The following is a 20305-nucleotide window of genomic DNA, read 5'->3' as shown; positions in this document are numbered from 1 at the left end:
CGCCCTCCGGCGCTCGAGGAGCGGGGCCCGGGGCAGTGCCCCGATCCGGGAAGGGGCGGGCAGGGGAACAGCCCCGCGCAGCGGCCCGCTCCCGCCCCCATCGCCCGCGCACCGCACGTACCCCGGAGAGGACCCCCGTGAGCACCACCCTCGTCACCAACATCGGCACCCTCGTCACCAACGACCCCGCCCAAGGCACCGGCACAGGCCCCCTCGGCCTGATCCCGAACGCCGCCGTCGTCATGGAGGGCGACCGCATCGCCTGGGTGGGCGAAGCCGCCGCCGCACCCGCCGCCGACACCTCCTACGACGCGCGGGGCCGCGCCGCGATCCCCGGTTTCGTCGACTCGCACTCCCACCTCGTCTTCGCCGGCGACCGCACCGAGGAGTTCAACGCCCGCATGTCGGGCCGCGCCTACTCCGCCGGCGGCATCCGCACCACCGTCGCCGCCACCCGCGCCGCGTCCGACGAGGCGCTCGAAGCGAACCTCACCCACTACCTCCGCGAGGCGCTGCGCCAGGGCACGACCACCTTCGAGACGAAATCCGGCTACGGCCTGACGACCCACGACGAGGCCCGCGCCCTGCGCATCGCGTCCGCCCACACCGACGAGGTCACCTACCTCGGCGCCCACATCGTCTCCCCCGACTACGCCGACGACCCGGCGGCGTACGTCGCACTCGTCACCGGCGACATGCTCGACGCCTGCGCCCCCCACGCCCGCTGGATCGACGTCTTCTGCGAGAAGGGCGCCTTCGACGGCGACCAGGCCCGCGCCGTCCTCACCGCCGGCAAGGCGAAGGGCCTGCACCCCCGCGTCCACGCCAACCAGCTCGGCCACGGCCCCGGCGTCCAGCTCGCCGCCGAACTCGACGCGGCGAGCGCCGACCACTGCACCCACCTCACCGACGCCGACGTGGACGCCCTCGCGAACAGCCGTACGGTCGCCACGCTCCTGCCCGGCGCGGAGTTCTCCACCCGGGCCGCCTGGCCCGACGCCCGCAGGCTCATCGACGCGGGCGCGACCGTCGCGCTGTCCACGGACTGCAACCCGGGCTCGTCCTTCACCAGCTCGATGCCGTTCTGCATCGCCCTGGCGGTACGGGACATGGGGATGACCCCCGACGAGGCCCTGTGGTCCGCCACGGCGGGCGGCGCGGCGGCCCTCCGCCGCACGGACGTCGGCCGCGTCGCCCCCGGCGCCCGCGCCGACCTGGCCCTCCTCGACGCCCCGTCCCACGTCCACCTCGCCTACCGCCCCGGAGTGCCGCTCGTCGCGGAGGTCTGGCACCGGGGCGTGCGTACGGCGGGGCGCCCCGGGTAGGCATCACGACGAGGAAGAGGGCCTGCCCCGGATAGCGCCTGGGGCAGACCCTCGTTTCTTCATGTGCGCGTCGACGCGTACGCCGGGGCGTCACTCCTCCAGCGTCAGACCCTTGCGCAGCTTGGTCAGCGTGCGCGACAGCAGGCGTGACACGTGCATCTGCGAGATGCCGAGCTCGTCACCGATCTCGGACTGCGTCATGTTGGCGACGAAGCGCAGCGAGAGGATCTTCCGGTCCCGGAAAGGGAGCCCGGCGATCAGCGGCTTCAGGGACTCGATGTACTCGATGCCTTCGAGCCCGTGGTCCTCGTAGCCGATGCGGTCGGCCAGCGCGCCCTCGGAGTCGTCCTCCTCGGGCTGGGCGTCCAGCGAACTCGCGGTGTACGCGTTGCTCGCGGCCATGCCCTCGACGACCTCTTCGTTGCTGAGGTCGAGGCGCTGGGCGAGTTCACTCACCGTGGGGGAGCGGTCCAGCTGCTGGGCCAGCTCGTCACCGGCCTTGGCGAGGGCCAGACGCAGTTCCTGGAGGCGCCGCGGCACGCGGACCGACCAGGACGTGTCACGGAAGAACCGCTTGATCTCGCCGACGATCGTCGGCATCGCGAAGGTCGGGAACTCGACGCCTCTGCTGAGTTCGAAGCGGTCGATCGCCTTGATCAGGCCGATGGTGCCGACCTGGATGATGTCCTCCATCGGTTCGCTGCGGGAGCGGAACCGGGAAGCGGCGAACTTGACCAGGGCCAGGTTGAGTTCGACGAGTGTGTTGCGCACGTACGCGTACTCGTACGTGCCCTCTTCGAGGGTTTCCAGACGCCCGAAGAGCGTCTTCGACAGTGCCCTGGCGTCCAGCGCCCCCACCTGGTCGTACGGGGGGATCTCCGGGAGCCCTTCCAGGCCCTCGGGTCCGGTCTCGATCTGCTCGGGCGGGGGTGTCGACGTCGCGGTCCGCTGCGGGGGAAGCGTTCGCGGGTCGTCGAGCCGGGGTGACATGGTGTCCTCCATCGTTCTCGGCATATGGCTGCCGATGCCGATACGTCTGCGTGCGATGTGCGGCGCCTCCAAAGCCGGTTGTGTTGGTTGTGTCCCTCCTACCCCTACCCGCTCGCGACCGGCACTCGCAAGTTCCTTATGTCCGAATTGGTAAGTATTGCGCGGCTCTTCGGGTACCGATCGGCGCACAGAAGGCGTAAGGTTCTGGCACGTCAATGACAGTCACGACCGCGAAGAGAGACGAGACGGGCATGGAGCGCGGGACGGTCGGCAGCGCGAACCGGGGTCGGCTCCGGGTCGCAGTTCGGACCGAGGGACAGAGCGAGATCGTCACGCCGGCGGGTGAGCTGGACCACCACACCGCCGAGCTGCTCCGTGAGCCTCTGGAAAACGCGGTCGAAGCCGGGCGTTCGCGCCTGGTCATCGACTGCTCGTCGCTCGATTTCTGCGATTCCACCGGGCTCAACGTGCTGCTCGGTGCTCGCCTCAAGGCCGAAGCGGCCGGGGGAGGGGTCCATTTGGCCGGGATGCAGCCGGTGGTGGCCAGAGTCTTCGAGATCACCGGGGCCGAGGCCGTCTTCACGATCCACGAGTCGCTCGAAGCCGCGATGGAAGACTGAATCCCGGCTCTCCGGCGCCCCCTGTCGACCGGTTGGTCACCCGTGTCGCACGTCCGTACCGAAAAGTGGGTGTTCTCACCGTTCGGCCGGGCAGGAGGTCTCTGACCCCGACGACCCCGGGGGCTTCGAAAGCCCTCATGTCCTTGCACTGATGAATTGATGAATTGGCGAATCGGTGAGGTGAAGCGCTGATGAGCACCACCCGGCAGCCTCGGTCGGATGATCTCGGCCCGGAGGCTGCGAGTCACAGCTCGGCCTCTGCCGTGTCCGCCACCGACCAGGCGCGTTCCCTGGCACTGAGCAATGCCAGCGGCATCGTGCCGCTGGCTCGTGACTTCACCCGCCAGGCGCTGTACGACTGGGGCTGGCTCCCCGCTTCGTCGGCCGACCGGCGGGCCGCCGCCGAGGACGTCCTGCTGGTCGTCTCCGAACTGGTCACCAACGCCTGCCTGCACGCCGAGGGGCCGGAGGAGCTGCGCGTCGCGTGCGACGGCAAGGTGCTGCGCCTGGAGGTCGTCGACCGCGGCGCGGGCCAGCCGGCCCCGCGTACGCCGCACCGGGCGGGACGGCCCGGCGGCCACGGCATGTTCATCGTGGAGCGGCTGTGTCTCGACTGGGGGGTCGAGCGGAACCAGGACCCCCCCGGCAAGACGGTCTGGGCGGAACTCGCCGCTCCCGCGTAGCCCGCCGCAGCGGCGGTTCACGGCCCTTCTGGTGCACGCCGGCCCGGCGTGCACTTTCTTCTTGCCCGGCGGGACCCCCTGCCCCGGCGGGACCCCCTGCCCGGAGGCGGGGCGTCCCGGCCGATGTGCGGCCGGACAGCGGCCTCGCACGCGTCGTACGACGAGAAGGGCCGCCGCACCGAGTCGGTGCGGCGGCCCTTCCTCCTGCGGGCTTCAGCGCGTCAGTGCACGCCGCCCATGAGCGGCTGGACCTTCTTGCGGTACATGAAGATCGCGGCGCCGGCGAGGACGGCGAGCGCGCCCTGGCTGGCGAACCAGAACTCGGTGTCCGTCGGAGCGCCCAGCAGCTGGAGCAGCGCGATGACCGAGTCGCCGGCCGTCACGGCCAGGAACCAGACACCCATCATCTGGCTCGCGTACTTCGCCGGGGCCAGCTTCGTCGTGAGGGACAGGCCGACCGGGGAGAGGGTCAGCTCGCCGACGGTCTGGAGGAGGTACACGGCGGCCAGCCACAGCGGGGTGACCATCGCGCCGCCCGCGGCCGCGGTCTGCGCCAGCATCATCACGCCGAAGGAGACGCCGACGAGTACCAGGCCGAAGGCGAACTTCGTCAGTGTGCTCGGTTCCTTGGCGCGGCGGTTGAGCGCCACCCAGGCCCAGGCGAAGACCGGGGCCAGAGCCATCACGTACAGCGGGTTCAGCGACTGGAACCAGCTGGCCGGGAAGTCGAAGCCGAACAGATCGGTGGCGGTGTTCCGCTCCGCGAACAGGCTCAGCGTGGAACCGGTCTGGTCGTAGATGCCCCAGAAGATGGCGGCGGCGACGAAGAACCAGACGTACGCCGACATGCGGGACTTCTCGACGGCGTCGAGCTCGGGGTCGCGCTTGACGCGGAAGATGTAGTACGCGGGCAGCACCAGGCCCAGGATGGTCAGCGGCCACAGCACCCAGTCGATGGTGAAGGAGCCGCTGCCGCCGATGACGCCGTACGCGACGGCCGCGACGGCCAGCCAGATCAGCACCTTCTTGATGACGGCGGCACGCTCGACGTCGGAGAGCGGAGCCGGAACGAGGCTGCTCTCCTCGGCCAGGGTGCGGGAGCCCAGGAGGAAGCAGGCGAGGCCGATGGCCATGCCGATGCCGGCCATGGCGAAGCCGTAGTGCCAGTTGACCTTCTGGCCGACGTAGCCGATGGTCAGCGGCGCGATGAAGGCACCGAGGTTGATGCCCATGTAGAAGATGGTGAAGCCACCGTCACGGCGCGGGTCGTTCCTGTCCGGGTACAGGTGGCCGACCATCGTGGAGATGTTGGCCTTGAGCAGGCCCGAGCCGGCCGCGATGAGCACCAGACCGGCGAAGAACGAGATCTCCAGCGGCACGGCCAGCAGGAAGTGCCCGATCATGATGATCGTGCCGGACACGGTCACGGTCTTGCGGGCGCCCCAGACGCGGTCGCCGAACCAGCCGCCGGGAAGGGCGAGCAGGTAGACCATCGCGTTGTACACGCTGTAGATCGCGACGGCCGTGGCGGTGTCGAAGCCCAGCCCGCCGTCGGCCACCGTGGCCGAGAGGTAGAGCACGAGCAGCGCTCGCATGCCGTAGAAGCTGTACCGCTCCCACATCTCCGTCAGGAAGAGGACGGGCAGGCCGAGGGGGTGGCCGAGGAAGGTCCTCCCACCCGGGGCGGCCTCGGGGGTGTCCTTCGTCAGGCTGGACGCCATGGTCGATCCTTGCTTGCTCGGGACGCGACCGCCTCGTGAGCGGATACGCGCCCGGTGGGGGGCGGCCGGCACCGACGCGGAGCAGGTCCGCGCCAGGATCAACTCCCTCCGCGCGCCATCGCGTGAGGGGCCCGGCCCAAAGGTCGTTCCCTGCCGGGCCGGCAGTGCCAACCCCGCACAGGAAAAGAGACCTTCGGCGTGTAGGACAGACCAAAGGCCCCTGAGTCGTGATAAAGCAGTCTCGCCACCATACGTCACGACAGTGCCCCATATGGAAGAGGTTGAGAGATGGATCACAGGTGACGTTGGAACCGAGGGGCCTGATTCGAAGGTCGATACCAGGATCGCATCCCAGGGCCGCAGGTCGGAACGATCACTCGTCGATCGACCACGTCCCGTACCTGTCGCGGACTACCATCACCCCATGACCCGTGTACTGCTCGCCGAGGACGACGCATCCATCTCGGAGCCACTGGCCCGCGCCCTGCGTCGGGAGGGTTACGAGGTCGAGGTGCGCGAGGACGGTCCGTCCGCACTCGGCGCCGGCCTCCAGGGCGGCGTCGACCTGGTCGTGCTCGACCTGGGGCTGCCCGGCATGGACGGCCTGGAGGTCGCCCGCCGGCTGCGCGCCGAGGGCCACACCATCCCGATCCTGGTGCTGACCGCCCGCGCCGACGAGGTGGACACCGTCGTCGGCCTCGACGCCGGCGCCGACGACTACGTCACCAAGCCGTTCCGCCTCGCCGAGCTGCTCGCCCGCGTACGGGCCCTCCTGCGGCGCGGCGCCGGCGACCACGCCCCCGCGCCCGCCACCCACGGCGTACGGATCGACGTCGAGTCGCACCGCGCCTGGATGGGCGAGGAGGAACTCCAGCTCACCGCCAAGGAGTTCGACCTGCTGCGGGTCCTCGTCCGGGACGCCGGCCGGGTCGTCACCCGCGACCAGCTGATGCGCGAGGTCTGGGACACCACCTGGTGGTCGTCGACCAAGACCCTCGACATGCACATCTCGTGGCTCCGCAAGAAACTCGGCGACGACGCCGCCAACCCGCGTTACATCGCCACCGTGCGGGGCGTCGGCTTCCGCTTCGAGAAGAGCTGACGTACACACACAGCCATGCGCCGCCGTCTGATCAACTCCACGCTCGCCGTGGTGCTCGTCGTCATCGCCGTCTTCGGCGTCTCCCTGGTCATCGTGGAGACCCGCACCATCAGCAACAGTGCCCAGGAGAGCGTCGACTCCGAGGCGCTGCGCCTGATCAGCGTCGTGGAGAGCCGTCTCCTCGGCGACGAGAGCGTCAACCCGGGGGTGCTGGGCGAGCAGATCGACCCCCGGCGGTACGCCCGCATCGACATCCCGGGCCGCGCCCCCATCGAGATCGGCGAGCGCCCCGAGGGCAGCGTCATGGAGGGCGTCGCGCGGAGCGAGTCCGGCGAGAAGGTCACCGTCCAGGAGTCCCGCTCCACCGTCACCGACGAGGTCGGCCGTACGCTGCTGATCATCGGCGCGGTGGCGCTGCTCGCCGTGATCGCCGCGGTCCTCCTCGCCGTACGCCAGGCCAACCGGCTCGCCTCCCCGCTCACCGACCTCGCCGAGACCGCCGAACGCCTCGGCTCCGGCGACCCGCGCCCCCGCCACAAGCGGTACGGCGTGCCCGAGCTCGACCGGGTCGCCGACGTGCTCGACTCCAGTGCCGAGCGGATCGCCCGGATGCTGACCGCCGAGCGCCGGCTCGCCGCCGACGCCTCCCACCAGCTCCGTACGCCGCTGACCGCGCTCTCCATGCGGCTGGAGGAGATCACCCTCACCGAGGACCTGGACACGGTGAAGGAGGAGGCGACGATCGCGCTGACGCAGGTCGAGCGGCTCACCGACGTCGTACAGCGGCTGCTCACCAATTCCCGCGACCCGCGCACGGGCTCCGCCGTCGTCTTCGACCTCGACGAGGTCGTCAAGCAGCAGATCGAGGAATGGCGCCCGGCCTACCGCAGCGCGGGCCGGGCCATCGTGCACTCGGGCAAGCACGGCATGCAGGCCGTCGGCACGCCGGGCGCGGTCGCCCAGGTGCTGGCCGCCCTGATCGAGAACTCCCTGATGCACGGTGGCGGTACGGTCGCCCTGCGTACCCGCGTCACCGGCAACCAGGCCGTCATCGAGGTGACCGACGGGGGCCCGGGAGTGCCCGCCGACCTCGGCGCGCGGATCTTCGAGCGGTCCATCAGCGGCCGCAACTCGACGGGGATCGGCCTGGCCGTCGCACGTGACCTGGCGGAGGCGGACGGCGGCCGCCTGGAGATGCTCCAGCAGCAGCCGCCGGTGTTCGCGCTCTTCCTGAGCAGGGTGACGCGCCCCCGGCAGGAGCCGGAGCCGACGGTCAGGTGACGCGGCCGGCGGTCAGGTGGCGCGGTCGACGGGGACCCGGGGGGCGCGGGCGTCCAGGAGCGGATCCGACTCCGCGGCCCGCACGGCGCCGGTCTCCACGGCGCCGGGCTCTATGCCGTCGCTCTCCACGGCGTCGCCCTCGGGCAGCTTCCGGAAGACCCAGGTGCGGTACGACCAGAAGCGGAAGACGGTCGCGATGCCGATGCCCAGGAACTTGAAGGCGTTGCTCTGGAGCGGGCTGTCCCAGCCGAAGCCGTACGTCGCGGTGTACAGCACACCGCTCTGGATCACCAGGCCGACCACGCTGAACAGCAGGAAGAGCGTGAGCTCCCTGGTCCTGCGGTTCTTGTCGCGCTCCCGGTACGTGAAGTAGCGGAAGCCCAGGTAGTTGAAGCCGATGGCGACCACCGTGGCGAAGACGCTCGCCCGCACCACGGGAACGTCCGTGAGGTGGCGCAGGAGGTTGAAGACGCCGAGGTCGACGAGGAGCCCCAGGCCGCCGATCGTGCCGAACTTCGCGAACTCGCGCCCGAACCGCTCCAGGCGCCTTCGCAGAGGGCCGCCGTCCCGTCCACTCATGGTGATCGCTCAGCCCCGTTTCGATTGGTGTCGCCCCGTCGTCGACGACCGGTCGGTGCCGTCGACCCAGCCATGCTAACCAGCGGCCCGCCAGGATGTTCGTGGGCGCCGTCGAAGACGTGCCGCAGCTGTGACAGCCGGTGAGGGACGCCGCCGGCGGGTGTGGGGGGCACCGGCGGGCGCGCGGGCCTGCGGATACCCTGGAGGAGTGACGTTCCCCGTAGTCGGCATGGTCGGTGGCGGTCAGCTCGCCCGTATGACCCACGAGGCCGGTATCCCCCTCGGCATCAGATTCAAGCTCCTCAGTGACACACCCCAGGACTCGGCGGCCCAGGTCGTCGGCGACGTCGTCGTCGGCGACTACCGCGATCTGGACACGCTGCGCGACTTCGCGCGCGGCTGCGACGTGATCACCTTCGATCACGAGCACGTCCCGACCGAGCACCTGCGGGCCCTGGAGGCGGACGGCATCCCCGTCCGGCCGGGACCCGACGCACTGGTGCACGCCCAGGACAAGGGCGTGATGCGGGCGAAGCTCACGGAGATCGGAGCGCCCTGCCCGCGCCACCGCATCGTGAGCGACCCGGCGGACGCAGCGGCGTTCGCCGCCGAGACCGGCGGTTTCCCGGTCATCCTGAAGACCGTGCGCGGCGGATACGACGGCAAGGGCGTCTGGTTCGTACGCGACGAGCAGGACGCCGAGGAGCCCTTCAGGGCCGGTGTCCCGGTCCTCGCGGAGGAGAAGGTCGACTTCGTACGGGAGCTGGCGGCGAACATCGTCCGCTCCCCGCACGGCCAGGCCGTCGCCTACCCGGTCGTCGAGTCGCGGCAGGTCGACGGTGTCTGCGACACCGTGATCGCCCCGGCGCCCGGCCTCTCCGAGGAGCTCGGCGGGCAGGCGCAGACCCTGGCGCTGCGCATCGCGAAGGAGCTCGGCGTCGTCGGCCACCTCGCCGTCGAACTCTTCGAGACGACGGACGGCCGCATCCTCGTCAACGAGCTGGCGATGCGCCCGCACAACTCCGGCCACTGGACGCAGGACGGCGCGATCACCTCGCAGTTCGCCAACCACGTCCGCGCGGTGCTGGACCTGCCGCTCGGCGATCCGCGCCCGCGCGCGCCGTGGACGGTCATGGCGAACGTCCTCGGCGGCGACTACCCGGACATGTACCAGGCGTACCTGCACTGCATGGCGCGCGACCCGCAGCTCAAGATCCACATGTACGGAAAGGACGTGAAGCCCGGCCGCAAGGTCGGCCACGTCAACACCTACGGCGACGACCTCGACGACGCGCTGGAGCGCGCCCGTCACGCCGCCGGCTACCTGCGAGGAACGATCACCGAATGACGAACCCTGCTGCAGCCCCCGTAGTCGGCATCGTGATGGGCTCCGACTCGGACTGGCCGGTCATGGAGGCCGCCGCGAAGGTGCTGGACGAGTTCTCGGTCCCGTACGAGGTCGACGTCGTCTCGGCGCACCGGATGCCGCGCGAGATGATCGCGTACGGCGAGGAGGCGGACGGGCGCGGCCTCAAGGTGATCATCGCGGGCGCGGGCGGCGCGGCGCACCTGCCGGGCATGCTGGCCTCGGTGACGCCGCTGCCGGTGATCGGCGTACCGGTCCCGCTCAAGTACCTCGACGGGATGGACTCGCTCCTGTCCATCGTGCAGATGCCGGCCGGCGTGCCGGTGGCCACGGTGTCGGTGGCGGGGGCGCGCAACGCGGGGCTGCTGGCGATCCGCATGCTCGCGGCGCACGATCCCGAACTCCTCGGCCGTATGCGGGAGTTCCAGCAGGATCTCAACGACCAGGCGACGGAGAAGGGCAAGCGGCTGCGCGCGAAGGCGATGGGCGCGGACTCCTTCGGCTTCGGCACGTGACGCCCGTGGAGCACGACCGGCCGGCCGACCGGGCGCGCGAGCTGCTCGCCGCGCACCCGGTGGTCGACGGCCACAACGACCTGCCGTGGGCACTGCGCGAGCAGGTCCGCTACGACCTGGACCGGCGCGACATCGCCACCGACCAGTCGGCCTGCCTCCACACCGACATCCCCCGGCTGCGGGCGGGGGGCGTGGGCGCGCAGTTCTGGTCCGTGTACGTCCGCTCCGACCTGGCCGGGGACGAGGCGGTCAGCGCGACGCTGGAGCAGATCGACGTCGTCGAGCAGCTTCTGGCGCGTTACCCGGGCGACTTGGCGCGGGCGACGACGGCGGACGAGATGGAGGCGGCGCGGGCTGCGGGGCGGATCGCGTCGCTGACGGGCGCCGAGGGCGGGCACTCGATCAACAACTCCCTCGCCACGCTGCGCGCCCTGTTCACGCTGGGCGTCCGGTACATGACGCTGACGCACAACGACAACATCGCGTGGGCGGACTCGGCGACGGACGAACCGGGGGTCGGCGGGCTCTCGCCGTTCGGCCACGAGGTGGTCCGCGAGATGAACCGCGTCGGGATGCTGGTGGACCTGTCCCACGTGGCGGCCACGACGATGCGGGCGGCGCTGGCCACGTCGGTGGCTCCGGTGATCTTCTCGCACTCGTCGGCGCGTGCGGTGTGCGACCACCCGCGCAACATCCCCGACGACGTGCTGGCGCTGCTCCCGGGCAACGGGGGAGTGGCGATGGCGACGTTCGTGCCGAAGTTCGTGCTGCCGGAGGCGGTGGAGTGGACGCGGCGCGCGGACGAGAACATGCGCGCGCACGGCTTCCACCACCTGGAGATGACGGCGGAAGCGATGAAGGTGCAGCGCGCCTTCGAGGACGCGCATCCGCGTCCGGTCGCGACGGCGGCCACGGTGGCCGACCACCTGGACCACATGCGCGAGGTCGCGGGCGTGGACCACATCGGCATCGGCGGCGACTTCGACGGGACGGCGTTCACGCCGGCGGGCCTGGAGGACGTGGCCGGGTACCCGAACCTGATCGCGGAACTGCTGGGGCGGGGATGGTCGGAGCCCGACCTGGCCAAGCTGACGTGGCACAACGCGGTACGGGCCCTGCGCGACGCGGAGTCGGTGGCCGCGGGGCTCCGGCACCGTCCCCCGTCGAACGCGACGCTGAGCGAGCTGGACGGGTAGGGCAGGAGCGGGGTGCGGGCGCGCAGGCCGGTGCGACGGGGGCTTCGGGGCCGGTGCCGCGCCGGGGCGCCTCCTCGGGCGCCGAACGTTCGGGTACGGGTTCTTCTCCGGGGTGGTTGTGTGCGGCGCCCTGCGGGGAGCGCCCCGGCACGGCCCCTCCCGGCACCGTGACAGGCGGGGCGGGGCGGAGCGGCGTGCGGCGGTCCCCGTCCCCCGAACGCACCGTCCGCCGCGAACCCTCGCCGCTCCCGTGACACGGTGGCCGTACCGCGTCTCTGAATCCGGAGCCCCGTCATGGCAGATCTGCAGCAGGACGACCCGCAGTCCTCGTCCACCGCCGCGGTCGGCGAGCTCGACCGAATACCGCGCACGGCCGTCCCCGCACGAGCGCAGCCCGCCGGGCCGCCCGCCCCCGCCGGGCCGTCCGCTCCCGAGGGGCCGCCCGCTCCCGAGGGCGAGGGCAGTCTCGCCCGTGCCCGCGCATTCCTCGCCGCGCACCCCGTCGCCGACGGGTGCAATCACCTCGGCCGAGCCCTCGCGCAGCGCCAGTGGCACGACCTCGAACTGGGCGAGAGCACCCTGGACACCGACCTCCCCCGCCTGCGCGCCGGCGGCGTGGGTGCCCAGTTCTGGTCCCTGAGCGTCCCGGCGGAGTGCGCCGGCGACCGGGCCGTCAGCGCCACCCTCGAACAGGTCGACCTCGTCAAGACGGTCGTCGCGGCGTACCCCGAGCGTCTGCGCCTGGCCCTCACCGCCGGGGACATGGCCGACGCCCGCAACTGCGGCCGCATCGCCTCCCTGCTGGGCCCGGTCTCGGGCCAGGCCCTCGGCGACTCCCTGGGCACGCTCCGGGCGTACCACGCACTGGGGGTACGCAGCGTGCTGTTCGCCGGAACGCGCTGGTCCGGCGGTGAGGGGGAGGGGCTGTCCTCCTTCGGCCACGAGGTCGTACGGGAGATGAACCGCCTCGGCGTACTCATCGACCTCACGGGCGCACCGGACCGGGCCGTGCACGCCGTGCTGTCCGTCACCCGGTCCCCGGTGCTCTTCTCCCACTCGGGCGCCCGCGCGCTCACCGACGCCCCGGAGAACGTCTCCGACGACGTCCTGCGCGCCCTCGCCCCCGACCGGGGCGTCTGCATGGTCGGCTTCGCCCCCGAACAGACCGTGCGCCGCGTGGCGGACCACCTCGACCACGTGCGGGAGGTGGCGGGCCGGGAGTGCGTGGGGCTCAGCGGCATGTACGGCAGGGACGTGGCGGACGTACCGCACGCGGACGAGCTCCGGGACGTGTCCTGCTACCCGCGTCTCGTCGCGGAGCTGCTCGACCGCGGCTGGGACGGGACGGACGTGGCCCTGCTGACGTGGGGCAACGTGGCACGAGTGGTGCGGGACGCGGAGTTCACCTCCCGCGCCTCCCGTCACCGCGCCGCCCCGTGACGCCGTCCGCTCAGCAGGCGCAGGGGCAGAACGGGTGCCCGGCCGGATCGCGCCGGCCGCGCGAAGACGCCAGAGGGCGTCCCTCCCGCGCGGAAGGGACGCCCTCGCCGGAACAACGGTCGCCGCTACGCCTTCGGACGCCCCATGGCCCGGTACGTCCAGCCCGCCCCGCGCCACAGCTCCGGGTCCAGCGCGTTGCGGCCGTCCAGGATCAGCCGTACCGAAGCCACCTCGCCCAGCTCCGCCGGGTCCAGCTCCCGGAACTCGCGCCACTCCGTCAGGTGCAGCACCACATCCGCGCCGCGCACCGCTTCGAGCGCGGTCGGGGCGTACCCGAGGGTCGGGAAGAGGCGCTGCGCGTTCTCCATCCCCTTCGGGTCGTAGACCGTGACCTGGCCGCCCTGGAGGTGGATCTGCCCGGCGACGTTGAGCGCCGGCGAGTCCCGTACGTCGTCCGAGTCCGGCTTGAACGTCGCGCCCAGCACCGCGACCCGCTTCCCCAGGAAGCCGCCGCTGCCGCCCACCGCCTCGCGCGCCAGCTCGACCATGTGGCCACGGCGCCGCATGTTGATCGAGTCGACCTCGCGCAGGAAGGTCAGCGCCTGGTCGGCGCCCAGCTCACCGGCGCGCGCCATGAACGCCCGGATGTCCTTGGGCAGGCAGCCGCCGCCGAAGCCGATCCCGGCCCGCAGGAACTTCTTGCCGATCCGCTCGTCGTACCCGATCGCCTCGGCCAGCTTCACCACGTCGCCGTCGGCGGCCTCGCACACCTCCGCCATGGCGTTGATGAACGAGATCTTCGTCGCCAGGAACGAGTTCGCGGACGTCTTGACCAGCTCGGCCGTCGGGAAGTCCGTCACCACGAACGGCGACCCCTCCTCGATCGGCCCGCCGTACACCTCGCGCAGCAGCTTCTCCGCGCGCTCGCTCTCCACACCCACCACGATCCGGTCCGGGTGCAGCGTGTCCCGCACGGCGAACCCCTCGCGCAGGAACTCCGGGTTCCACGCCAGCTCCGCGTCCGCCCCCACGGGCGCCCGCTCGGTGAGCAGCGCCGAGAGCCGGGCGGCGCTGCCGACCGGGACCGTCGACTTGCCGACGACGAGGGCGGGCCGGGTCAGCTGCGGCGCGAGCGAGGCGAAGGCGGAGTCGACGTAACTCATGTCGCACGCGTACTCGCCGCGCTTCTGCGGCGTGTTCACGCACACGAAGTGCACGTCGCCGAACGCGCCGACCTCCTCCCACGAGGTCGTGAAGCGCAGCCGCCCGGTCGACCCCTCGATCCCCGCGACGTGCTTGCGCAGCAGCTCTTCGAGCCCGGGTTCGTACATGGGGACCCGGCCGGCCGCCAGCATCTCGATCTTCTCGGGCACCACGTCGAGACCGAGGACTTCGAAGCCCAGCTCAGCCATGGCCGCGGCGTGGGTGGCGCCGAGGTAGCCGGTGCCGATCACGGTGATCTTGAGGGCCATGTAGTGCTCCAGGAGGGTACGGGCAGACATTCGCCGCCCGAGCATAGTCGCGCCCGCCGACGGGGACGCTTTTCCCGTGTCGGGCCCCTGTCGGCAAGCTCACGTATCCCTGGGGGCGGCCCGCCCACTAAAATTGGGTTACTTAACGGTAGTTAGCATCTTTGGGGAGTGAGAGACCTTGGCAGGCTCGCCTGATTTCGACCTGTACCGCCCGTCCGAGGAGCACGGCATGCTCCGTGACGCGGTGCGCTCGCTCGCCGAGGCGAAGATCGCTCCGTACGCCGCGGCGGTCGACGAGGAGGCCCGCTTCCCGCAGGAGGCGCTGGACGCCCTGGTCGCCTCCGACCTCCAGGCCATCCACGTCCCGGAGGCCTACGGCGGCGCGGGCGCCGACGCGCTGGCCACCGTCATCGTCATCGAGGAGGTCGCGCGCGTCTGCGCCTCCTCCTCCCTGATCCCGGCGGTCAACAAGCTCGGCTCGCTCCCGGTGATCCTCTCCGGCTCCGAGGAGCTGAAGAAGAAGTACATGACGCCGCTCGCCAAGGGCGAGGGCATGTTCTCGTACGCCCTCTCCGAGCCGGACGCGGGCTCGGACGCGGCGGGCATGAAGACCAGGGCGGTCCGCGACGGCGACCACTGGGTCCTCGACGGCGTGAAGCGCTGGATCACCAACGCGGGCGTCAGCGAGTACTACACCGTCATGGCCGTCACCGACCCGACGAAGCGCTCCAAGGGCATCAGCGCCTTCGTCGTCGAGAAGTCCGACGAGGGCGTCTCCTTCGGCGCCCCGGAGAAGAAGCTCGGCATCAAGGGCTCGCCGACCCGCGAGGTCTACCTCGACAACGTCCGCATCCCCGCCGACCGCATGATCGGCGAGGAGGGCACCGGCTTCGCCACGGCGATGAAGACCCTGGACCACACCCGCATCACGATCGCGGCCCAGGCCCTCGGCATCGCGCAGGGCGCGCTCGACTACGCCAAGGGCTACGTCCAGGAGCGCAAGCAGTTCGGCAAGCCGGTCGGCGACTTCCAGGGCGTGCAGTTCATGCTCGCCGACATGGCGATGAAGCTGGAGGCCGCCCGCCAGCTGACGTACGCGGCCGCCGCGAAGTCCGAGCGCGTCGACGCCGACCTGACCTTCTTCGGCGCCGCGGCCAAGTGCTACGCCTCCGACGCGGCCATGGAGATCACCACGGACGCGGTCCAGCTCCTCGGCGGCTACGGCTACACCCGCGACTACCCGGTCGAGCGCATGATGCGCGACGCGAAGATCACGCAGATTTATGAAGGCACGAACCAGGTCCAGCGGATCGTGATGGCCCGCAACCTGCCGTAGACACGGACGAGGACGGGGCCCGGACGGATCACCGTCCGGGCCCCGTCCTCGTCCGCCGCGGCTAGCTGCCCTTGACGGTGACCTTCTCGTCGTTCTTCAGCTGCTCCACGAGCTGCGCGACCTTCGCCTTGTCCCAGACCAGGTTCCCGCCGTTGCTGCCCGCGATCGGCATGTTCATCGACGTGCCCTCGCCGCCCGTGACGCCCTTCATCGCGAAGAACATCTGGCCCAGGGACCACAGGCTCATGTCCTTGTCGACGATGAGCGTGTCCAGGCCGGCGCCCATCGTCGGGTAGAGCTTGAACGGGTTGAGGATCGTGCCGGGCGTCGCCGTCTGGCCCGCCAGCGCCGCCAGGAACTTCTGCTGGTTCTTCGTACGGTCCAGGTCGCTGCCCGCGAAGGCGTACCGCGTGCGGACGAAGGCCAGCGACTGCTCGCCGTCGAGGGTCTGCCGGCCCGCCTGGAAGTCGGCGCCCGACTTCTTGTCCTTGAACGCCTTCGGGATGTCCATCTCCACCCCGCCGATCGCGTCCACGATGTTGGCGAAGCCGGCGAAACCGATCTCGACGTAGTGGTCGATGCGCAGACCGGTGTTGTGCTCGACGGTACGGACCAGCAGTTCGGGGCCGTCCTCGGCGTACGCCGCGTTCAGCTTCACGCGCCGGCCCTGGGCCGGGAACCTCTTGCCGGACTCCGAGCCCACGAAGGACGGGATCTCCACGTCGGAGTCGCGCGGCAACGAGATGAGCGTCGGGCCGTTGGAGCCGTCGTGCAGGATCATCATCGAGTCGGTCCGCTTGCCCTCGGCCGACCCGGTGTGCAGCTTCTTCTTGTCGTCGGCGCTCATGCCCTCGCGGCTGTCGGAGCCCACGATCAGGTAGTTGGTGCCGTCGCCTTCCCCGGGCCGGTCGATGACCTTCGCCAGGTCGACCTCGCGCTTGAGCCTGGAGTCCGCCCAGAAGTACGTACCGATGGAGACGGCGAGGAGCACGACGGCCAGCGTCAGCGACCCGAGCTTGATCCGGCGGCCCCAGTCGGGCGCCGGGCCGCCGCGCGGCGGACGGGGGCCCCGGCCGCCGGAGGACACGCGTCCGCCGCCGTAGACCTGGCCCGTGTTGTAGCCGTCGCCGCCGTGCGCCTGGCCGTAGCCGCCCCGGCCGTAACCGTCGTCGTACCCCTGCGGCTGCGGCGGCACCGGACCGTGGACCGGAGGCGCGGGGGCGGTGGGCTGCGGCGGGACCTGGCCGCGCTGCACATGCCGCATCACGCGCGCGCCCTCGGGCTGCGCGCTGCCGCTGCCGCGTCCGTGCCGGTCGCCGCGGTCGTCGGTCCATCCGTCGGGCCAGTCGCTCATGCGGACCAGTGTGCAGGCAAGGGGTGGGCCGCTTACAGGGCGGGTGGGAAATCGAGTCAGGGCTGTTGCAGTCCTGATGCAATGCGCCCCCGCGCAAGCCCCCGCATAAGGTGGAGGGCATGACAGATCAGGCCCACGTTCCGACCGGAACACTCCAGCCGGGCGATATTCCGGGCAAGCCCACCTCCGCGTCCCGCACCACGCTCAGCCACATCATGACCGGCAGCGACACCAACCTCCTCGGTACGGTGCACGGCGGCGTGATCATGAAGCTGGTGGACGACGCGGCGGGCGCCGTCGCGGGCCGGCACTCCGGCGGGCCCGCCGTCACCGCGTCCATGGACGAGATGGTCTTCCTGGAGCCGGTGCGCGTAGGAGATCTGGTTCATGTGAAAGCCCAGGTCAACTGGACGGGCCGGTCCTCGATGGAGGTCGGCGTACGGGTCCTGGCCGAGCGCTGGAACGAGTCGACCCCGGCCACCCAGGTCGGCAGCGCCTATCTCGTGTTCGCCGCCGTCGACGCGGACGGCAAGCCCCGCCGCGTGCCGCCGGTCGTCCCCGAGACGGAGCGCGACCGGCGCCGCTACCAGGAGGCCCAGATCCGGCGCACGCACCGCCTCGCGCGCCGCCGCGCGATCAAGGAGCTGCGGGACAGGCGCGCCGCCGAGGGCCTGGACGCGGAGGGCTGACACGGACGGCCGGCACGGCCGGTCACGGTCAGGATCACGGGCAGATGACCTGGTCCCCGGTGACCGCGGCGGGCCGGCCCTGATACGGATCGTCCGCCCGTACCGGCCGCACCTTCTTGAAGTCCGTGCCCGCCAGCACCTTCAGCAGCCCGCCCTGCCCGTCCACCGCCCGCAGCTCGCACCCGGGCAGCGCGGTCTGGAGCGCCTTCGCCGAGCGGTCCCAGCGCGGGTCGTACATGACGATCGTGCGCCGTACGTCGTCCAGCTCGGCGTCGCCGGGCGTGCGGGTGGTCCTGAACCCGGTGGAGCGCAGCGCGTCGTCCACGCGCCTGCCCAGCCCCGGGACGGACGTCCCGTTGTAGACCTGCACGGCGATCTGCCGCGGCGGTACGTCGACGAGCGCCGCCCCCGCCTTCTCCGGGGAGCGGGAAGCGAGCGGCTTGTCGTCGCGCAGCGCCCGGAAGAGCTTCTCCGCCTTCGCCTCGTCCCACTTCACCGTCGAGCCGATGCCCCTGGCGGGCGGGTTGATGCCCGCGACCGGTACGGACGTGAACTCCGACGACGCGGGTGTGAAGCCGCGCATCGCCTGCCCCAGGGCGAGCATCTCCTCCGTACCGAACCCCTTGTCCGCGCGGACGGAGGAGAGCAGCGTGGACGTCACCTCCCGGAACTTCGCCGGGTTCAGCAGGACGCCGCTCCCGGCGGCCCGGGCGATCAGGGCGGCGAGGAAGCGCTGCTGGCGCTGCATGCGGCCGAAGTCGGACGCCCCGTCGACGTGCCGGGAGCGGACGTACTGGAGTGCCTGGCCGCCGTTCAGCCGGTGGGTGCCGGCGGGCAGGTCGAGGCCGGTGTAGTGGTCCTCGAGCGGACGGACCGTGCAGATCTCCACCCCGCCGAGCACGTCGACCGTCTTCATGAAGCTGGTGAAGTCGAGCTCCAGGTAGTGGTCGATCTTCACCTTCGTCATGTGCTCCACGGTCCGCACCGTCAGCTGCGGGCCGCCCTCCGCGTACGCCGCGTTGATCTTCACGGGGTGGGCGTCGTGGTGCTCGCCCGTGGACCGGTCGGTGTGCTCGGGCACTTCCGCGTAGCTGTCGCGCGGCAGGCTCACGATGCTCGCGCGCTTCCTGTCGGCGGAGATGTGCACCACCATGATCGTGTCGGTGCAGTGGCAGGGCGCGCCGCCCAGCCGGTACTTCCGCTTCTCCTCGGACGTGATCCTGTCGCGGCCGTCGGTGCCGACGAGCAGGATGTTCGTTCCGTGGCCCCCCGCGGGACGGTTCTTCATGTCCTTGAACGGATCGACCCGCTCGATGCGGGTGTCCAGGCCGGTCACCACGGCGTGGCCGATGCCGCCGGCGCACAGCACCAGGACCGAGATCGTGGTGACCAGACGCGTCGACCACCGCGGACGCTCGTCCTGCCTCCGGCCGCGGCCCTGCCGCGGACGGGGCTGTGGAGGGGGCGACGTGGGCACGTGGGACACCTCCGCGAAGGCGAGGGGGACAAGTGAGCAACGTAAGCCCATACGATCTACGTCCCGGGCAGCGACGTGGCCGCGGCGCGTCCGCGTCCCCCGTTCGCGGTAACGTGACCCCTGATATGAACGCCACACCCGCAGTCTCCGTGATCATGCCGGTCCTCAATGAGGAGCGGCATCTGCGCAACTCGGTCCGCCACATCCTGGAGCAGGAGTACGACGGCGAGATGGAGGTGGTGATCGCGATCGGCCCGTCCTCGGACCGCACCGAGGAGATCGCCGCCGAGCTGGTGCGCGAGGACCCCCGCGTCCGCACCGTCCCGAACCCCACCGGCCGTACCCCCGCCGCGCTGAACGCCGCCATCAAGGCGTCCCGGCACCCCGTCGTCGTACGGGTCGACGGCCACGGCATGCTCTCGCCGGACTACATCGCGACCGCCGTCCGCCTCCTGGAGGAGACCGGCGCGCAGAACGTCGGCGGCATCATGCACGCCGAGGGCGAGAACGCCTGGGAGGACGCGGTCGCGGCCGCGATGACCTCGAAGATCGGCGTCGGCAACGCGGCGTTCCACACGGGCGGCGAGGCCGCGCCCGCCGAGACCGTGTACCTGGGCGTCTTCCGTCGCGAGGCCCTCGAACAGCAGGGCGGCTACAACGAGGAGTTCATCCGCGCCCAGGACTGGGAGCTGAACTTCCGCATCCGTGAGGCGGGCGGCCTGATCTGGTTCTCGCCCGAGCTGAGGGTCCAGTACCGTCCCCGCCCCTCCGTCCGGGCCCTCGCCAAGCAGTACAAGGACTACGGCCGCTGGCGCCACGTCGTCGCCCGCTACCACGCCGGTTCGATCAACCTGCGCTACCTCGCGCCCCCGACGGCCGTCTGCGCCATCGCGGCCGGCCTCGTCGTCGGCGCCGCCCTCACGCCGTGGGGCTTCGTCGTCCCGGCCGGTTACCTGGCCGCGATCGTGGCGGGCTCGGTCCCGGCCGGCAAGGGCCTGTCGCTGAAGGCGCGCGCGCAGATCCCCGTCGCCCTGGCGACCATGCACATGTCGTGGGGCTACGGCTTCCTGACGAGCCCGCGCTCGCTGGCGAAGAAGGTCATCGCGAGCCGCCGCCCCGCGGTCACGGCCACGACGGTCTGACGCCGGGCGGACGTTTT

General features: G+C 71.2%; 18 protein-coding genes. 12 read left to right on the top strand and 6 right to left on the bottom strand.

From position 1 onward, the window contains the following. Positions 1-137: 137 nt before the first annotated feature. Complete coding sequence (hutI, locus tag ABD374_RS18660; RefSeq protein ID WP_344496630.1) at positions 138-1325, top strand: imidazolonepropionase; 1188 nt, start codon at positions 138-140, stop codon at positions 1323-1325. 90 nt (positions 1326-1415) lie between these two features. Here hutI and ABD374_RS18655 read toward each other — a convergent pair whose 3' ends face one another. Beyond that, the gene (locus ABD374_RS18655) at positions 1416-2315 is read right to left on the bottom strand and encodes an RNA polymerase sigma factor SigF (protein ID WP_344496926.1); all 900 of its coding nucleotides are present in this window, start codon (positions 2313-2315) and stop codon (positions 1416-1418) included. A gap of 251 nt (positions 2316-2566) precedes the next feature. On the opposite strand from ABD374_RS18655, the gene ABD374_RS18650 reads away from it, so the two are divergent. Both ABD374_RS18650 and ABD374_RS18645 read left to right on the top strand, forming a co-directional pair. Continuing rightward, complete coding sequence (locus ABD374_RS18650) at positions 2567-2935, top strand: STAS domain-containing protein (protein WP_344496925.1); 369 nt, start codon at positions 2567-2569, stop codon at positions 2933-2935. Positions 2936-3126: 191 nt separating this feature from the next. After that, on the top strand, positions 3127-3618 hold the full coding sequence (locus ABD374_RS18645; protein ID WP_344496628.1) for an ATP-binding protein: 492 nt from the start codon (positions 3127-3129) through the stop codon (positions 3616-3618). A 221-nt stretch (positions 3619-3839) separates the two neighbouring features. Here ABD374_RS18645 and ABD374_RS18640 read toward each other — a convergent pair whose 3' ends face one another. After that, positions 3840-5339 (bottom strand): peptide MFS transporter, encoded by a 1500-nt coding sequence (locus tag ABD374_RS18640; protein ID WP_344496626.1) that lies wholly within the window; start codon positions 5337-5339, stop codon positions 3840-3842. Between the two features lie 424 nt (positions 5340-5763). Between ABD374_RS18640 and ABD374_RS18635 the strand changes: the two genes are divergently transcribed. Next, positions 5764-6441, top strand: coding sequence for a response regulator transcription factor (locus tag ABD374_RS18635; protein ID WP_344496624.1), 678 nt, complete (start codon positions 5764-5766; stop codon positions 6439-6441). Positions 6442-6456: 15 nt separating this feature from the next. Next, the gene (locus ABD374_RS18630; RefSeq protein ID WP_344496622.1) at positions 6457-7722 is read left to right on the top strand and encodes an ATP-binding protein; all 1266 of its coding nucleotides are present in this window, start codon (positions 6457-6459) and stop codon (positions 7720-7722) included. A 12-nt stretch (positions 7723-7734) separates the two neighbouring features. Here ABD374_RS18630 and ABD374_RS18625 read toward each other — a convergent pair whose 3' ends face one another. Beyond that, positions 7735-8301, bottom strand: a complete 567-nt coding sequence (locus tag ABD374_RS18625; protein ID WP_344496620.1) for a GtrA family protein — start codon at positions 8299-8301, stop codon at positions 7735-7737. Positions 8302-8530: 229 nt separating this feature from the next. On the opposite strand from ABD374_RS18625, the gene ABD374_RS18620 reads away from it, so the two are divergent. The 4 genes from ABD374_RS18620 to ABD374_RS18605 all read left to right on the top strand — a co-directional run bounded on the left by ABD374_RS18620 (position 8531) and on the right by ABD374_RS18605 (position 12818). Beyond that, positions 8531-9649 carry a 5-(carboxyamino)imidazole ribonucleotide synthase gene (locus tag ABD374_RS18620; protein ID WP_425577279.1) on the top strand — a complete coding sequence of 373 codons (1119 nt, stop codon included), beginning with the start codon at positions 8531-8533 and terminating at the stop codon, positions 9647-9649. Then, complete coding sequence (gene purE / locus ABD374_RS18615; RefSeq protein ID WP_344496616.1) at positions 9646-10182, top strand: 5-(carboxyamino)imidazole ribonucleotide mutase; 537 nt, start codon at positions 9646-9648, stop codon at positions 10180-10182. Before ABD374_RS18620 ends, purE begins: the two co-directional genes overlap by 4 nt. Further along, positions 10179-11378, top strand: a complete 1200-nt coding sequence (locus ABD374_RS18610; protein ID WP_344496614.1) for a dipeptidase — start codon at positions 10179-10181, stop codon at positions 11376-11378. Before purE ends, ABD374_RS18610 begins: the two co-directional genes overlap by 4 nt. Before the next feature lie 294 nt (positions 11379-11672). After that, complete coding sequence (locus tag ABD374_RS18605; protein WP_344496612.1) at positions 11673-12818, top strand: dipeptidase; 1146 nt, start codon at positions 11673-11675, stop codon at positions 12816-12818. A 125-nt stretch (positions 12819-12943) separates the two neighbouring features. On the opposite strand, the gene ABD374_RS18600 is transcribed toward ABD374_RS18605, so the two are convergent. Next, the gene (locus ABD374_RS18600; RefSeq protein WP_344496924.1) at positions 12944-14290 is read right to left on the bottom strand and encodes a UDP-glucose dehydrogenase family protein; all 1347 of its coding nucleotides are present in this window, start codon (positions 14288-14290) and stop codon (positions 12944-12946) included. A gap of 178 nt (positions 14291-14468) precedes the next feature. Here ABD374_RS18600 and ABD374_RS18595 point away from each other — a divergent pair, with 178 nt between their 5' ends. After that, on the top strand, positions 14469-15626 hold the full coding sequence (locus ABD374_RS18595; protein WP_344496610.1) for an acyl-CoA dehydrogenase family protein: 1158 nt from the start codon (positions 14469-14471) through the stop codon (positions 15624-15626). 61 nt (positions 15627-15687) lie between these two features. Here ABD374_RS18595 and ABD374_RS18590 read toward each other — a convergent pair whose 3' ends face one another. Further along, positions 15688-16980 carry an LCP family protein gene (locus ABD374_RS18590; RefSeq protein ID WP_344496608.1) on the bottom strand — a complete coding sequence of 431 codons (1293 nt, stop codon included), beginning with the start codon at positions 16978-16980 and terminating at the stop codon, positions 15688-15690. 119 nt (positions 16981-17099) lie between these two features. Between ABD374_RS18590 and ABD374_RS18585 the strand changes: the two genes are divergently transcribed. Then, complete coding sequence (locus ABD374_RS18585) at positions 17100-17669, top strand: acyl-CoA thioesterase (protein ID WP_344496606.1); 570 nt, start codon at positions 17100-17102, stop codon at positions 17667-17669. Between the two features lie 34 nt (positions 17670-17703). Here the strand turns inward: ABD374_RS18585 and ABD374_RS18580 are convergent, their stop codons facing one another. Next, on the bottom strand, positions 17704-19146 hold the full coding sequence (locus tag ABD374_RS18580) for an LCP family protein (RefSeq protein ID WP_486388629.1): 1443 nt from the start codon (positions 19144-19146) through the stop codon (positions 17704-17706). A gap of 125 nt (positions 19147-19271) precedes the next feature. On the opposite strand from ABD374_RS18580, the gene ABD374_RS18575 reads away from it, so the two are divergent. Further along, entirely contained in the window at positions 19272-20288 is a 1017-nt protein-coding gene (locus ABD374_RS18575; protein ID WP_344496602.1) for a glycosyltransferase family 2 protein, read from the top strand. The last annotated feature ends 17 nt before the right edge of the window (positions 20289-20305 follow it).

It is taken from the genome of Streptomyces enissocaesilis, from assembly GCF_039533765.1.
In the GTDB taxonomy this organism is placed as follows: domain Bacteria; phylum Actinomycetota; class Actinomycetes; order Streptomycetales; family Streptomycetaceae; genus Streptomyces; species Streptomyces enissocaesilis.
Note: the sequence above shows the minus strand (reverse complement) of the source record. Positions and strands in the feature narration are given on the sequence as shown.

What these genes read in the sequence shown, in the direction of transcription:
- ABD374_RS18655 (WP_344496926.1), bottom strand. Translation starts at nt 2,315, where the DNA reads ATGTCACCCCGGCTCGACGACCCGCGAACGCTTCCCCCGCAGCGGACC.
- ABD374_RS18650 (WP_344496925.1), top strand. Translation starts at nt 2,567, where the DNA reads ATGGAGCGCGGGACGGTCGGCAGCGCGAACCGGGGTCGGCTCCGGGTC.
- ABD374_RS18645 (WP_344496628.1), top strand. Translation starts at nt 3,127, where the DNA reads ATGAGCACCACCCGGCAGCCTCGGTCGGATGATCTCGGCCCGGAGGCT.
- ABD374_RS18640 (WP_344496626.1), bottom strand. Translation starts at nt 5,339, where the DNA reads ATGGCGTCCAGCCTGACGAAGGACACCCCCGAGGCCGCCCCGGGTGGG.
- ABD374_RS18635 (WP_344496624.1), top strand. Translation starts at nt 5,764, where the DNA reads ATGACCCGTGTACTGCTCGCCGAGGACGACGCATCCATCTCGGAGCCA.
- ABD374_RS18630 (WP_344496622.1), top strand. Translation starts at nt 6,457, where the DNA reads ATGCGCCGCCGTCTGATCAACTCCACGCTCGCCGTGGTGCTCGTCGTC.
- ABD374_RS18625 (WP_344496620.1), bottom strand. Translation starts at nt 8,301, where the DNA reads ATGAGTGGACGGGACGGCGGCCCTCTGCGAAGGCGCCTGGAGCGGTTC.
- ABD374_RS18620 (WP_425577279.1), top strand. Translation starts at nt 8,531, where the DNA reads ATGGTCGGTGGCGGTCAGCTCGCCCGTATGACCCACGAGGCCGGTATC.
- purE (WP_344496616.1), top strand. Translation starts at nt 9,646, where the DNA reads ATGACGAACCCTGCTGCAGCCCCCGTAGTCGGCATCGTGATGGGCTCC.
- ABD374_RS18605 (WP_344496612.1), top strand. Translation starts at nt 11,673, where the DNA reads ATGGCAGATCTGCAGCAGGACGACCCGCAGTCCTCGTCCACCGCCGCG.
- ABD374_RS18600 (WP_344496924.1), bottom strand. Translation starts at nt 14,290, where the DNA reads ATGGCCCTCAAGATCACCGTGATCGGCACCGGCTACCTCGGCGCCACC.
- ABD374_RS18590 (WP_344496608.1), bottom strand. Translation starts at nt 16,980, where the DNA reads ATGAGCGACTGGCCCGACGGATGGACCGACGACCGCGGCGACCGGCAC.
- ABD374_RS18585 (WP_344496606.1), top strand. Translation starts at nt 17,100, where the DNA reads ATGACAGATCAGGCCCACGTTCCGACCGGAACACTCCAGCCGGGCGAT.
- ABD374_RS18575 (WP_344496602.1), top strand. Translation starts at nt 19,272, where the DNA reads ATGAACGCCACACCCGCAGTCTCCGTGATCATGCCGGTCCTCAATGAG.